This window comes from Pseudomonas sp. S37, assembly GCF_016658545.1.
Classification (GTDB): Bacteria; Pseudomonadota; Gammaproteobacteria; order Pseudomonadales; family Pseudomonadaceae; genus Aquipseudomonas.
In genome coordinates, this window is the sequence record NZ_JACVZC010000020.1 from 32,831 (window position 1) to 47,069 (window position 14,239).

Below are 14,239 nucleotides of genomic sequence, written 5' to 3' on the forward strand. Positions count from 1 at the left end.
CGGCCCACAACAACCGCGCTGGAGCATCACCATGAGCCACTCGACCGGTATCGAGACCAACGGCGTCGAACAGATCCCCGCCGATCAACGCGACGCCTCCCCGCTGGACCTTTTTCGCCTGATCTTCGGCGGCGCCAATACCTTTGCCACGGCTGTGCTGGGCAGCTTCCCGGTGCTGTTCGGGCTGTCGTTCCAGGCGGGGGTGTGGGCAATATTGCTCGGCGTCGCCGTCGGCGCCCTGATCCTTGCACCCATGGGCCTGTTCGGCGCGCTCAACGGCACCAACAACGCCGTTTCGTCGGGCGCGCACTTCGGCGTACACGGGCGCATCGTCGGCTCGTTCCTGTCGCTGCTCACGGCGGTGGCGTTCTTTTCGCTGTCGGTGTGGAGTTCGGGTGATGCCCTGGTCGGCGGAGCCAAGCGCCTGGCCGGCCTGCCGGAAAGCGACCTGACCCTGGGCCTGGCCTACGGCCTGTTCGCCGTGTTGGTGCTGGTGGTATGCATCTTCGGCTTCCGCTTCATGCTGTGGGTCAACAAGATTGCCGTGTGGGCGTCGAGCCTGCTGTTCCTGCTGGGTATCGTTGCCTTTGCCGGGCCGTTCGATGCGGGCTACGCAGGCAGCGTCAACCTCGGCCAGGCCGGCTTCTGGGCGGCGTTCGTCGGCGCAGCGATCCTGGCCATGAGCAACCCGGTGTCGTTCGGTGCATTCCTGGGTGACTGGTCGCGTTACATTCCGCGTGAAACACCCAAGGCGCGCATCATGCTGGCGGTGATCGCGGCCCAGGGCGCCACGCTGATCCCGTTTTTGTTCGGCCTGTGCACCGCCACCCTGGTGGCCACTCAGGCACCGGACTACATCGCTGCCAACAATTACGTCGGCGGCCTGCTGGCCGTGGCGCCCAGCTGGTTCTTCCTGCCGGTGTGCCTGATTGCGGTGATCGGCGGCATGTCCACCGGCACTACGGCGCTGTATGGCACGGGCCTGGACATGTCCAGCGTGTTCCCACGGTTGCTCAGCCGAGCCGGTGCCACGCTGCTGATCGGCGTGCTGGCGATCGGTTTCATTTTCATCGGCCGCTTCACCTTCAACCTGGTGCAGAGCGTGTCGACCTTTGCCGTGCTGATCATCACCTGCACCAGCCCATGGATGGTGATCATGATCCTCGGCCTGATCACCCGCCGCGGCTTCTACCACGCCGACGACCTGCAGGTGTTCACCCGCGGCCAGCGTGGCGGCCATTACTGGTTCCTGCACGGCTGGAACTGGCGCGGCATGGGGGCGTGGGTCCCCAGTGCGGCAGTCGGCCTGTGCTTCGTGAACCTGCCGGGGCAGTTTGTCGGCCCGCTGGGCGACCTGGCCGGCGGTATCGACCTGAGCCTGCCGGTGACCCTGGGGTTGGCTGGCGTACTGTACCTGCTGTTGCTCAACCTGTTCCCTGAACCTGCTGGTGTGTATGGCCCCCAGGGCCCGCGCTGGGTGCGTTGCAAAAGCACTGCGCATACGCCTGTAACCACTGCCGAAATGGCCTGACTGGAAACCGACCATGACCACTTCCCATTACATTGCCGGCCGCTGGGTCGAAGGCCAGGGCAGCGACTGCATCAGCGTCAATGACCCTGCACTGGGGCAACCGTTCGCCGAACTGATGGCCGCCAGCGTCGAGCAGGTCGACCAGGCCGTGGCCGCTGCCCGTGCTGCCCTGCCCGCCTGGAAAAGCACCAGCGCCAGCGAGCGCGCCGCTTACCTGCGTGGCTTTGCCGAACAGCTTGGCCAGCGCCGAGAGGCACTGATCACCCTGCAAATGCGTAACAACGGCAAGCCGCGCCTCGAGGCAGAAATCGACCTGGACGACGCTATCGCCACCTTCGGCTACTACGCCGAACTGGCCGAGCAACTGCCGGCGAAAAACTGTGACGTGCCGCTGGCAGCCCCGGGCTTCAGCGCTCGCACCCGCCTGGAACCGGTGGGCGTGGTCGGCCTGATCGTGCCGTGGAACTTCCCGCTGGTGACCAGCGCCTGGAAACTCGCCCCGGCCCTGGCTGCCGGCTGCACCGTGGTGCTCAAGCCCTCGGAGGTCACCCCGCTGATCGAGCAGGCCTACGGCCAGATCGCCGATGCACTGGGCCTGCCGGCCGGCGTACTGAATATCGTCAATGGCAAAGCCGAGACCGGAGCCGCACTGAGCAACCACAACGGCCTGGACAAGCTGTCGTTCACCGGCAGCAACAGCGTCGGCAGCCAGGTGATGCGCAGTGCCTCGGCACAGTGCCGGCCGGTAACGCTGGAGCTGGGCGGCAAGTCGGCGATCGTGGTGTTTGACGATTGCGATGTCGACCAGGCGGTGGAATGGATTGTTGCCGGCATCAGCTGGAATGCCGGGCAGATGTGTTCAGCCACTTCGCGCCTGCTGGTGCAGGACGGCATTGCCGATGCCCTGCTACCGCGCCTGCAGGCGGCACTGGAAAACCTGCGCGTGGGCAACCCATTGACCGAGGAAGTGGACATGGGCCCGCTGACCAGCCAGGCGCAATGGCTGAAGGTGGCCAGCTACTTTGCCACGGCGCGCGAAGAAGGCCTGCAGTGCCTGGCCGGTGGCAAGGCGCTGGACCGTGAGGGTTGGTTCGTCAGCCCGACGCTGTATGCCGATGTGCCGAAGGACAGCCGCCTGTGGACCGAGGAAATCTTTGGCCCGGTGCTGTGCGCCCGGCGCTTTGCCACTGAGGAACAGGCGATTGCCGAGGCCAACGACAGCCGCTTCGGGCTGGTGGCGACGGTTTGTTCAGCCGACCTGGAACGCGCCGAGCGCGTGGCCGATGCGCTGGAGGTGGGCCATGTGTGGATCAACTCGGTGCAGGCAGTATTTGTCGAGACTTCGTGGGGTGGTACCAAGGGCAGCGGAATCGGGCGTGAGCTTGGGCCGTGGGGGCTGTCGGGGTATCAGTCGGTCAAGCATGTGACGCGGTGCCTGGGCTGATACTGCAAGGGGCCGCTTTGCGGCCCATTCGCGGGTAAACCCGCTCCCACAGGTAATGCACATGACTTGAAGTGGATGTGGTCCATGTGGGAGCGGGTTTACCCGCGAAGAGGCCGGTACAGGCTACACATCACTGCAGCGACAACATCATCGTCTTGGGAGATAGCTCGGGACAGCGCTTGAAGCCGGCATACCTGGCGTAGAACTGCTCCAGGCGTTCGGTCAGTGGATGCACGATCATTGCGACACAACCCACGACTTCCGAGGCCACCAGCGCTCTTTCAATCGCATCCTGCAACAGATCGGTAGCCACACCCTGCCCGGCAACCTGTCGGGTCACACCCATGCGCCCCAGGACAACCACCGGCAGATGGTCAGGCGCGTTGCGGCGCAGGCGAGCCGATACGCCATGACCACGCGCAACCGAGCCGTTCGATAGCGTGTAGAAGCCGGCAACCACATGGCTGCCTGCAAAACAGGTGACATAAACCACAGCATGCTTGGCCTCTTGGGCCTTCAGTGCCTTGTCCCACAGGTAGCTGTTGATCGACGTTTCGCCACAATCGAACTGGCTCAGGTCATGTAACGTGTTCAAGACCTGCGGAGCGCTCAGCGCCAGCGCTTCGGCCTTGCCAGCAGCTTCTTCACGCATTCATTGCTCCTGATCCGGTTATCTTCCAATGCCTGGGTGAATGTGTCGAAGGCTGCGTCATCGAGCAGGAACAGACGCCGTTCCATCAACACTTCCTCGGCACGCTTGCATGCCGCCTCCAGCACGAAACTGGTGCGGTCACCGCCTACGATTTCTACCGCAGCGTCGATCAGGTCGCGCCTGTGCTCGGCAACCCGCATGTTCAAAGGCACCGCTTTGCTGCGGTCGCGCGTTTGAATATCACTCATGGATGTCTCCTTGCCCGTTCCACGCGGGCCATGTATCCCGACTGGGTCCGTCAAGATGAAATAAGGGTAGCTCGCTGTAACGCATTTGTGTAGATGTAAATCTGATTGCGTTACGAACGGTCATTCTTCATCGAGGGTGATACTGGCTTTCGCGTGACTTTCCCCTCTACCCGCTAAGTCCCACTCCCTGGTACCCCCACAATCACAACACCAGGCCGGACCACCCATGCACCCTCAACGCACTGCCTTGCACAACGAACTGCACGCCCGCCCGTCGCTGTACTTCGACGGCCCGGCGCATGTCTTCCACCTGGCCCTGCTCGGCGGCGATGCGGCCTGTGCGGCACTGCTGCAGCGTTGCTGCCCGGATGCCCCAGACATCGCAGCTGCCCAAGGCATCACCTGCCTGGATGGCCACCCGTTCAAGTGGGAACGGCACACCGAATTCTTCACCTTGACCCTGGTGGTGCCCTGCACTGTCGCCGACACCGAGTGGCAAGCCCTGCCACCGGTGCTGGCCGAAGCCATTGCCCCGCAGGCAGCACAAGTGATCAATGCGGTGCAGGTGCTGGTACGCGACGAACAGGGGCTGGACTTGCACCATTACGGTTTCAAGGACCCGTGCGGCTCATGCGTCGGAGGGGGCGATGCGGTGGTGTGGAGCGATTTCCGCCTGACCGAGGACGGTACCAATCGCTTCCTGTTCATCAATCGCCGCCTCAATGCCTACCGCCAGGGCCGCATGATCCGCCGCCTGCTGGAGATCGAGACGTACCGCATGATGGCCTCGCTGACCCTGACCACGGCCAAGCAACTGAGCCAGGAACTGGACGCCTTCGACAAGACCCTGGTGAACCTCTCCGAGCGCAGTGCCGGCGGCGATGGGCATGATTCCAAAGGTTTGCTGGAAGCCATTGCCCACCTGTCACGCCAGGTGGTCAGCCGCACGGTAAAAACCCGCCACCGCTTCGGCGCCACCCAGGCCTATGCGCAACTGGTGTTCGAGCGCCTGGGCGAGTTGCGCGAAAGCCACGTGGGTGACTGCCAGCGCCTGGGGGTGTTCATCGAGCGCCGGTTCAAGCCGACCGTGCGCTACTGCGCAGCCACCGAGCAGCGGCTGGAGCAACTGGCGAAGAACGTGGCCAACCTGGGCGACCTGCTACAGGCGCGGGTACAAGTGGAGATGGAAGAGCAGAACGCCGGGATTTTGCACAGCCTCAATGCCCGGGCGGATGCACAGGTGAAGATCCAGCGGGCGGTGGAGGGGCTGTCGATCATTGCCATCACCTACTACCTGCTGAACCTGTTCAAGCTGCTGTATGGCGGGCTGAATGTGCTGGGGTTGGGGCTGACGGCGCGGGACGGGTTGTTGGCCATGGCGCCGCCGGTGCTGCTGGTGCTTTTGGTGATATTGCTTCGGATCAGGCAGGCCAAGCAGCATTGAGGCGATAGGGGATTGTGGGAGCGGACTTGCCCCGCGAAGCAGGCGACGCGGTTCATGGCACCGGCTTTGCCGGTGTTCGCGGGACAAGCCCGCTCCCACAACTGCCCCCGACTGTCACACCGTTTCGTCAGCCGGTCGCACACCTTCCTGCACCAACACCATGCTCTGCGGCGAAGACAGGGCAATGCCCTCGTCACGCAGCCGCCCAAGAATGGTGAACAGCAGGTCGCTGCGGGTACCCGATACCTGGCGCGGCCCGGCCACATAACCACTGACCGCGATCACCATGCCATTGCTGGTCAAGTCTTTGAACGACACCGAGCTGGCAGGCGCGTCCAGAATCGCCTCATGTTCGTGGTAAGCCGCCAGCAGCAGCTCGCGCACACGGTTGGCATCGGTTTCCAGCGGCAGGGTCAGGGTAATACCGACCACACCCAGGGCATTGCCCATGGTCACGTTACGCACGTTCTGCGAGATGAACTGCGAGTTGGGCACGATCACCGTGGAACGGTCAGACATCTGGATCTCGGTGGCGCGCACGTTGATGCGGCGGATATCGCCCTCGACACCCGCCAGGCTGACCCAGTCGCCCACCTTCACCGGGCGCTCGGTCAGCAGGATCAGGCCGGAGATGAAGTTCTGCACAATCTGCTGCAGGCCAAAACCGATACCGACCGACAGGGCACTGACCACCCAGGTCAGGCTTGTGAGGTTGATACGCAGGGTCGACATCACCAGCATGGCCAGGAAAATGAACCCAAGGTAGCCCACCAGGGTGACCAGCGAAGCGCGCATGCCGGCATCCATGTCGGTTTCCGGCAGCAGGCGCTCACTCAGCCAGCGCTTGACCACACGAATGGCGAACATGCCGCCCAGGAAGATCCCCAGCGCCAGCAGAATGTCCTGCGGCACGATGTTCAGGTTGCCCAGCAATTTGCCGCCGGTACCGTCCCAGTCGCCCAGGCTGAGCAGCAACTCGCTGGGGCTGGTGCCCGACGGCATCAGCGCCAGCAGCAGTGCCAGGAACAGCACCACGGTACGGCCGATACCGGCCAGGATGGTGCTGGCCTGGGCCTGGTGACGTGGCGCCAGCCCCAGGGTCGAGGCCAGCGCCAGGCCGCCTGGCTGGCGCGGCGACAGCAGGGTTTCGCACAGGTCGCCGAAGAAGGTGGTCAGCAGGTAGGCACAGGTGATCACCAGGCTGACCCACAGCAGCTTGGCCGTAAGGAAATAAGCCAGGGTCAGGTAGCCGGTCACCAGTGCCAGCAAAATGAGCGCCAGCCAGATGACCATCACGAACGGAATCAACCCAGCCAGGCCGGTGGGGCGCTCCAGGTCATGCTTGCGCAAGGTGCGGCGGTAGCGCAGCAGCGCACCGGCAAAGATCATCGCCACGACCAGCGCGGTCAGCCCGTTCACTGCCACGGTCAGCGCCAGGCTGGCACCGATCACGCTGTTCATGCGCTCCATGGTCATCATGACCATCAGCGCCAGCGCCAGGACCTTGGGGAACCAGCCCAGCGCGCTGGCCACTTCGTCGTGAATCGGCGGCAGGCGCCAGGACGGGCGCTGCAGCATCAGCATGGCGCGGCCCAGGCCCGTGATGAAGGCGCTGAACACCACCAGGGCCAGAATGTGGTTGACCAGACTGGCGATGTCGGTGCCCAGCTCGGCGCTGCTCTCCAGGCCCCAGCGCAGCAGTGAAACCGAGCCGGCGATGGTGCCCAGGGTCGCCAGGCTCACGCCCAGGGCCAAGGCACTGCGGCGCAGGCGGCCCTCGGGCAGCCAGCTGACCATGGCACTGGCCAGCAGCCGTTCGATCCAGCGGCGCACCAAGGTCCAGACCAGGATGGCCGCTACCAGGCTGGCAATGAACAGCCAGCGGTGTTCGGCGCTGAAGGCGCTGCCGATGGCATCGGCCGCCTCGCCACGCAGGTCGCGCAGGCGCGCCACGTCATCCTGGGTGGGGCGGATGATGCTCTGCCAGAACGCCGGGCTCAGCGGCGTGGCTGCACGGCTGGTGATTTGCGAGTTGAACTGGCTGCGGCGCAGGTTGACGATCTGCGTGGACAGGTCGCGGGCCGACTGGGTCAGCTTGGTGGCCTGGTCCTGCTGGGCCACCAGGGCCTTTTTCTCGGCCTCAAGCGCTTTGCGCTGCTGGGTCAGGGTGACGGCTTCGTCCGGCTGGGCCGGGCCAATCACCTTGAGCTTGTCGTCGAGCTTTTCCACATCGGTGGTGCGCTGCGCACTCAGGGCATCAGCCTGGCGTTGAACCTGCATGGCTGCCAGACGCAACTGCGACAGCATGTCGTCATTGGCTTCGCTGGTAACGCCCTGGCGAATCTGGTCCAGACGATCGCTCAACTGCTCGATGCTGGCGTTCTCATCCAGTGCGGAGGCTTCGGCACTGGCCAGGTTGGCCAACGGTGTGGCCGGGGCTGCCCAGGCCGGGCTAGCGAGCACCAGCAGCAGGGCCAGCATGGCCATCAGGCCAGGGCAAAAACGGGCAAGGCTGACACGCCTCATCGAATATTCCTCTTTACAATTCGATTTGGCGGGGGATTCTACGCGGCTTCAAGCGTTCAGGAGAGTGCCGTTTCTCGCTTCAGCAGTTGCTGTTTGCGTTCGACGCCCCAGCGGTAACCGCTGATGTCGCCATCGCGGCGCACCACACGGTGGCAGGGAATGGCCACGGCGATGTGGTTGGCCGCACACGCCATGGCGACCGCACGCACGGCCTTGGGGGCGCCGATGCGTTCGGCGATATCGGTATAGCTGACCCGGCAGCCGGCCGGCACCTCGCGCAGGGCCTGCCACACCCGCTCCTGAAACGCCGTGCCTTGTACATCCAGCGGCAACGCCAGGCCCAGCGCCGGGGCCTCGACAAAGCCAATCACTTCGGCGACCAGCCGTTCGTAGGCACTGTCGCCACCGATCAGGTGGGCCTTGGGGAACTGGTCTTGCAGATCCTGAAGCAGTGCTTCGGGGTCATCGCCCAGCAGGATCGCGCAAATGCCTTTGTCACTTTGTGCCACCAGGATTGCGCCCAGCGAGCACTGACCAAGGGCAAAGTGGATAGTCGCCCCGGCACCGCCGGCCCGGTAGTCCCGGGGGCGCATGCCCAGGCGCTGGTCGGCGCTGGCGTAGAAGCGGCTGTTGGAGTTGTAACCGGCGTCGTAGATAGCGTCGGTAACCGAGCGCTGGCCGTCTTCCAGGTGCGCACGCAAGCGCCGGGTGCGAAAGGCGGTGGCGTAGGCCTTGGGGGTAACGCCGGTTTCGGCCTTGAACAGCCGGTGCAGGTGGAAGGGGCTGACCGCCAGTTGCGCGCTGAGCTGGTCAAGGCTGGGTGCCGGTTCGCTGGTTTCGATCAGGCGGCAGGCACGGGTAACCAGCTGGCTGTGGCGGGTGGCGCTGGCCTTGGGGGTGCTGGAGCAGCGCTTGCACGCGCGGTAGCCGGCGGCTTCGGCGGCAGCGGCGGTGTCGTAGAATTCGACGTTGCTGCGCTTGGCCAGGCGGGACTTGCAGTTGGGGTGGCAGTAGATGCCGGTGGTGCGTACGGCGTAGACGAAATGGCCGGTGGCGGTGGCGTCGCGGGACTCGACGGCTTGCCAGCGTTGGTCGGGGGTGGTGTAAGGGTTCATTGGTTTCGTTTCCGTTTCCGTTTCGGTTGTTGCCTGTGCCGGCCCTTTCGCGGGTGAACCCGCTCCCACAGAGATAGTGCAGCACTGATAACTGTGGGAGCGGGTTCACCCGCGAAGAGGCCCGCACAGGCAACGCAAGAACTTCAGGCCCGCCACAGGTACCAGGCCGCCACGGTACGGTACGGCCGCCAACCGCCCCCCAGCGAGCGCATCTGCGCTGGCGTCGGCGCCTTGTCCAGGCCCTTTAACCGGCGATACCCCTCACGCACACCAAAATCATCCACCGGCAGAATGTCCGAGCGCTCAAGGCTATAGATCAGCAGCATCTCCACCGTCCACCGCCCTACCCCACGCAGCGCCACCAGGCGTTCGATCAAGGCTTCGTCAGCCATGGCCAATGCCTCGTCACGCGTGGGCACCAGGCCCTCCAGGCGGGCCTGCGCAATGCCCTGGATCGTCGTCATCTTGCTCGCCGAGAAGCCACAGGCGCGCATATCTTCCGGGGCAAGCGCCAACAACTGTTCCGGCTTTGGAAATGCACCTTCCGGAAACAGCGCCAGTAGCCGGCCAAGAATCGCCTCGGCAGCACGGGCATGCAGTTGCTGGTAGGCAATCGCCCGCACCAGCGCCTCGTAAGGTTCGCGCCCCGGCGTGGCCTGGTGCAGGCAAGGCCCGGTCGCCGCGATATGCCGCGACCAGTCCGGGTCAAGCGAGGCCAGGTGTTCGCTGGCCTCGCGGTAGGCTTCTGGCGAAAGGTCGGCGAGGATCATGGCACCTCCATCAAGTCGATTGCAGGTCCAGCTTAGCGCAGCCGTTCATCGGGTAAACGCCGGTTCTTGCGCGGCTAATTCCTGGCATACCATTGCTCCGCGCCAGCCTCCCCGCATAGAATTGAGAACTGTTCACATTCACACTCAACATGGGACCGGGCCTTCGCAACGATGCAGATCAACGACACGCTCAAACCGGCCGAGGTCGCTCTGCTCTACCAGTCCCACCATGCCTGGCTGCGCGGCTGGCTGCGTAACCGGGTGGGCTGCAGCGAACAGGCTGCAGACCTGGCACAGGATACCTTTGTACGCGTATTGCGCGCTCGCCAGGTGTCGCCACTGAAAGAGCCGCGTGCCTACCTGAGCAGCATCGCCCGTGGCTTGATGATCGACCAGTTTCGCCGCCGCGCGCTGGAGCGGGCCTACCACGAAAGCCTGGCCCACCTGCCCGAAGGCGAAGTGCCCAGCGAGGAGCACCGTCTGGTCATACTCGACGCCCTGGAGCGCCTGGACCGTGCCTTGCACCAGCTGAAACCACGTGCCCGCCAGGCATTCCTGCTGGCGCAACTGGACGGTATGAGCATCGTGCAGATCGCCCAGCACCTGCACGTGTCGCGGGCGACCATCGAGCGCGACCTGGCTACCGCGCTGGGCGTCTGCTACCGGTTGCGTTATGCCGACGCCTGATGGCACGCCTGCGCAGGCGCAGGTCGACCAGGCTATCGACTGGCTGGTAAAGCTGCGCTTTGACAGGCCATGCCCGCATACCGAGCGGCAGTTTCAGCAGTGGCTGGGCAGCCACCCGCATAACCCCATGGCCTGGCAGCGGGTCAGCCTGCTCAGCGACGAACTGGCCGGGCTGCCCAAGGACCTGAGCCGGCGTACCCTGGACGGCAGCCAGCAACAGCGCGTCAGCCGGCGCAGCCACCTCAAGCTGTTGGCGCTGCTGGCCGTGGGCGGCAGCCTGGGCTTCGCCGCGCGTGAACCGCTGGGCTTGCCTGAGCTACTGGCCGACAGTAGCACCGCTGTCGGTGAACGTCGCCAGCTGCAAGGTAGCGATGGCAGCCGTATCCAGCTGAACACAGCCAGCGCCATCGATTTGCAGTACAGCAGCGATCAGCGCCGCCTGGAGTTGGTACGCGGCGAGGTGAGCCTGGACAGTAACCCGGACGACAACCGCCCGTTCCGTATCGATACGCGCTTCGGCCCACTGGCCACTGTCGACGGCCAACTGCTGCTGCGAGAAAACAGCCAAGGCCTGCTGCTGGCGGTGCGCCGAGGAGAGGTCACGCTGTTCCCTGCATCGATCGCGGCACGGCAAGTGCTGCCAGGTGAGACCTTGCAAGTGTCGGCCAACGGCAGCTTCCAGGCCGTGACACTGCACAGCGACCCCTGGGGTTGGACTGACGGCGTACTCAGCGTGCAGCAGATGCCGCTGGGCGAGTTTATCGCCGAGCTGGCCCGCTATCGCCCCGGCTTGCTGCGCTGTGCGCCCGAGGTGGCGAACCTGAAGGTGTCTGGCACTTACCAGCTAGCTGATACCGGGGAGATCCTGCACCTGCTCAGCCATAGCCTGCCGGTGCGGGTTGAGTACCGCACGCGGTACTGGGTAAGTATCGGCGCAGCGTGAAGACTATTCGGTCCCTGTAGGAGTGGCCTTGTGTCGCGATAGGGCCGCAAAGCGGCCCCGGCAATATTTGCGGCGAAGCTGATATCGTGGGGCCGCTGCGCGCCCCTTTCGCGACGCAAGGCCGCTCCTACAAAGGATCGCGCTGGCCTGGAAGTCTCAATCCGCCAGTGCTCGCAAGCGCCCCGTGGCCCGATAGGACTGCCGGGCAAAGCACACGAACAGCCCGGCCATCAGCGCCAGCGCCATCGGCAAGCCATGCGGCGCCACACCCATCGCTGCGCCACTGACCAGCGGCCCCACCAGGCTACCCACGCCCCACAGCAAGCCCACGCTGGCATTGGCGGTCACCAGGTCCTGGCCTTTGAAGCGCTGGCCGATCAGCACCAGCGCCAACGTGTAGATACCCCCGGCCACTGCGCCCAGCACTACCAGCAGTGGCCACAAAAGCCAGGTCATGTTCAGCAGCCACGGCAGGCCGATGCCGATCGCCATCGCCACCAACCCGCACACCAGGTGCAGCCCGGTACGCTCGACCCGGTCGGCCAGCCAGCCCAGCGGCAACTGGAACAGCATGTCGCCGGCAAACACCACCGTTACCATCAATGCCGCTACACCAACGGCGAAACCATGGCTGCTGGCGTACACCGGCAACAGCGACAGCACCACGGCATCGAAGAACGAGAAGAACAGCACCGCCATGCACAGCGCCGGCGCCACACGGAAGAACCCGGCGAGACCAAAGCTTTTTTCGCCTTCTTCGTGTTCAACATGGTCGTTGGGCACGGTCAGCACGATGCACAGCAAGGCCATCCCATAGCAAACGGTAACGACGCCAGTGATCCACGGGCTGTCGGCGCCCAGCACGGCCAGCATGGCCGGGCCGAGTACCTGGAAACCGGTAAAGCTGGTGGCGTACAGGGCCATGATCTTGCCGCGGTTGTGCTCGGGGCACAGTTCGTTGACCCACGACTCACCCAGGATGATGGCGATGCCCATGCCAAGCCCCAGGCCCAGGCGCAGCAGCGCCAGCAGCCACAGCGAGCCGAACGCCGATTCGAGCAAGGCGATGCTGAGCGTACACAGGCTGAAACACAGCAGGTAAATGGTGCGCCGGGTGAGATGGCGGCAGCAGGCGTCGACCAGAAATGCCGAGAGCATCATGCCTGCGGCAGGGATGGCCGAAATGATGCCGATTTCCAGGGTGCTGGCGCCGGCCTCGTGCAGGCGCAACGAAACCAGCGGCAGGCTGGCCCCCAGGCTGAAACCCACGACTGAAACGGCGAACAACAGGCCCGCCAGCAAACGCATGTTCATGTACCACTCCTTGCAAACCGAAAAGACGTGCAGACACAGGCGCGCACGCCGGGGTGGCGCGCGACGCAAAAGCGCAGATCAGTTCAGGCGAGGTGTGGCGAGAAGGTGAAGGCAAACAGCACGCTGCGGCGGCGCTTGAGTACCGTGTCGCTCGGCCACGCGTGACGCAGGGCCTGGAGGGCAGGCTGGCGGGCGTTGGGCAGGGACTGGGTACGGCGCATTGCGTTGGCTACTTTGTGGAGGGTTGAAAAAGAGGCGGCACTCTAGGCCAACGGTGATCAGGTCGTCAATTGTCGGGGCCGCTTTGCGACCCCGGCAATATCAGCGCTTGCCGGTATTGGGCAAGAACACCGCCAACAACCCGAACAGCGGCAGGAACGAGCACACACCATAAACATATTCGATGCCACGCAGGTCTGCCACATACCCCAACAGCGCCGCGCCAATCCCGCCAAAGCCGAACATCAGGCCGAAGAAGATCCCGGCAATCATGCCCACGCTGCCCGGCACCAGTTCCTGCGCATACACCACGATCGCGGAAAACGCCGAAGCCAGGATAAAGCCGATCACCACGCTCAATACCGTCGTCCAGAACAGGTCGGCATACGGCAGCGCCAGGGTGAACGGCGTCACGCCCAGGATCGAGAACCAGATTACCGCCTTGCGCCCGATGCGGTCGCCGATCGGCCCGCCGAAGAAGGTACCGGCCGCCACCGCACCGAGGAACAGGAACAGGTGCAGCTGTGAGCTGGCCACCGATACACCGAACTTCTCGATCAGGTAGAAGGTGAAATAGCTGGTGAAGCTGGCCATGTAGAAGTACTTGGAGAACACCAGCAAGCCCAGCACGATCAGCGCCGCAATCACACGGTTCCGCGAGATGCCGTGGGTGGCCTGCACCGCCTTGCGCGCCTTGGCCTGGTTGAGGTGTTCCTTGTACCAGCTACGCAGCATCAGGGTAACGCCGAGGAAGAACAGCGCGGCCAGGCCGAACCAGGCGACGTGGGTCTGGCCGAACGGAATCACGATGGCCGCTGCCAGCAGCGGGCCCAGGGCGGAACCGGTGTTACCGCCCACCTGGAAGGTGGACTGGGCCAGGCCAAAGCGCCCGCCCGAAGCCAGCCGCGCGATGCGCGAGGTCTCCGGGTGGAAGGTGGACGAGCCGATGCCCACCAGCGCCGACGCCAGCAAGATCATCGGGAAGCTGCCAACGAAGGCCAGCATCACGATACCCACCAATGTGCACAGGGTGCCCAGCGGCAGCAGGTTCGGCGCGGGCCGACGGTCGGTAAAGAAGCCGACCCAGGGCTGCAACAGCGAGGCGGTGATCTGGAACGTCAAAGTAATCATGCCGATCTGGGCGAAGCTCAGGTCGTAGTTGGCTTTGAGCATCGGGTAGATCGCCGGCAGTACCGACTGGATCAGGTCGTTGATCAAGTGCGCCAAGGCGCAGAAGCCGATGATGCGCATCACCAGCGGCGTGCTTTGGCTTGCCGCTGCAGGGGTGGATGCGGTGGAGGCACTACTGGTGGCCATTTGCCTAAATCTCCGTCCTCAGGTTTAGG

General features: G+C 64.4%; 13 protein-coding genes. 5 read left to right on the plus strand and 8 right to left on the minus strand.

Annotated elements, in window-relative coordinates:
- The first annotated feature begins 31 nt into the window (after positions 1-31).
- The gene (locus tag IAE39_RS09675) at positions 32-1,531 is read left to right on the plus strand and encodes a purine-cytosine permease family protein (RefSeq protein WP_201201674.1); all 1,500 of its coding nucleotides are present in this window, start codon (positions 32-34) and stop codon (positions 1,529-1,531) included.
- Positions 1,532-1,544: 13 nt separating this feature from the next.
- Positions 1,545-2,975 (plus strand): aldehyde dehydrogenase family protein, encoded by a 1,431-nt coding sequence (locus IAE39_RS09680; RefSeq protein ID WP_201201675.1) that lies wholly within the window; start codon positions 1,545-1,547, stop codon positions 2,973-2,975.
- Positions 2,976-3,105: 130 nt separating this feature from the next.
- Here the strand turns inward: IAE39_RS09680 and IAE39_RS09685 are convergent, their stop codons facing one another.
- Entirely contained in the window at positions 3,106-3,627 is a 522-nt protein-coding gene (locus IAE39_RS09685; protein WP_201201676.1) for a hypothetical protein, read from the minus strand.
- Positions 3,585-3,875, minus strand: a complete 291-nt coding sequence (locus IAE39_RS09690) for a type II toxin-antitoxin system TacA family antitoxin (RefSeq protein ID WP_201201677.1) — start codon at positions 3,873-3,875, stop codon at positions 3,585-3,587. The genes IAE39_RS09685 and IAE39_RS09690 overlap by 43 nt, the downstream gene beginning before the upstream one ends.
- Before the next feature lie 226 nt (positions 3,876-4,101).
- On the opposite strand from IAE39_RS09690, the gene IAE39_RS09695 reads away from it, so the two are divergent.
- Positions 4,102-5,319, plus strand: a complete 1,218-nt coding sequence (locus IAE39_RS09695; protein WP_201201678.1) for a DUF3422 domain-containing protein — start codon at positions 4,102-4,104, stop codon at positions 5,317-5,319.
- Positions 5,320-5,433: 114 nt separating this feature from the next.
- On the opposite strand, the gene IAE39_RS09700 is transcribed toward IAE39_RS09695, so the two are convergent.
- From IAE39_RS09700 to IAE39_RS09710, 3 genes are all read right to left on the minus strand, one after another.
- Positions 5,434-7,845, minus strand: a complete 2,412-nt coding sequence (locus tag IAE39_RS09700; protein ID WP_201201680.1) for a DUF3772 domain-containing protein — start codon at positions 7,843-7,845, stop codon at positions 5,434-5,436.
- Between the two features lie 56 nt (positions 7,846-7,901).
- Complete coding sequence (ada, locus tag IAE39_RS09705; protein ID WP_201201682.1) at positions 7,902-8,960, minus strand: bifunctional DNA-binding transcriptional regulator/O6-methylguanine-DNA methyltransferase Ada; 1,059 nt, start codon at positions 8,958-8,960, stop codon at positions 7,902-7,904.
- Between the two features lie 143 nt (positions 8,961-9,103).
- Positions 9,104-9,730: a DNA-3-methyladenine glycosylase family protein gene (locus tag IAE39_RS09710; RefSeq protein ID WP_201201685.1), complete on the minus strand. Its 627-nt coding sequence runs from the start codon at positions 9,728-9,730 to the stop codon at positions 9,104-9,106.
- Positions 9,731-9,901: 171 nt separating this feature from the next.
- Between IAE39_RS09710 and IAE39_RS09715 the strand changes: the two genes are divergently transcribed.
- Positions 9,902-10,417, plus strand: a complete 516-nt coding sequence (locus IAE39_RS09715) for a sigma-70 family RNA polymerase sigma factor (RefSeq protein ID WP_201201687.1) — start codon at positions 9,902-9,904, stop codon at positions 10,415-10,417.
- Entirely contained in the window at positions 10,404-11,360 is a 957-nt protein-coding gene (locus tag IAE39_RS09720; protein WP_201201689.1) for a FecR domain-containing protein, read from the plus strand. The genes IAE39_RS09715 and IAE39_RS09720 overlap by 14 nt, the downstream gene beginning before the upstream one ends.
- A gap of 156 nt (positions 11,361-11,516) precedes the next feature.
- On the opposite strand, the gene IAE39_RS09725 is transcribed toward IAE39_RS09720, so the two are convergent.
- From IAE39_RS09725 to IAE39_RS09735, 3 genes are all read right to left on the minus strand, one after another.
- Entirely contained in the window at positions 11,517-12,674 is a 1,158-nt protein-coding gene (locus IAE39_RS09725) for an MFS transporter (protein ID WP_201201691.1), read from the minus strand.
- A gap of 83 nt (positions 12,675-12,757) precedes the next feature.
- On the minus strand, positions 12,758-12,895 hold the full coding sequence (locus tag IAE39_RS09730) for a hypothetical protein (protein ID WP_201201692.1): 138 nt from the start codon (positions 12,893-12,895) through the stop codon (positions 12,758-12,760).
- A gap of 100 nt (positions 12,896-12,995) precedes the next feature.
- Positions 12,996-14,210 carry an MFS transporter gene (locus IAE39_RS09735; RefSeq protein ID WP_201201693.1) on the minus strand — a complete coding sequence of 405 codons (1,215 nt, stop codon included), beginning with the start codon at positions 14,208-14,210 and terminating at the stop codon, positions 12,996-12,998.
- Positions 14,211-14,239: the final 29 nt, after the last annotated feature.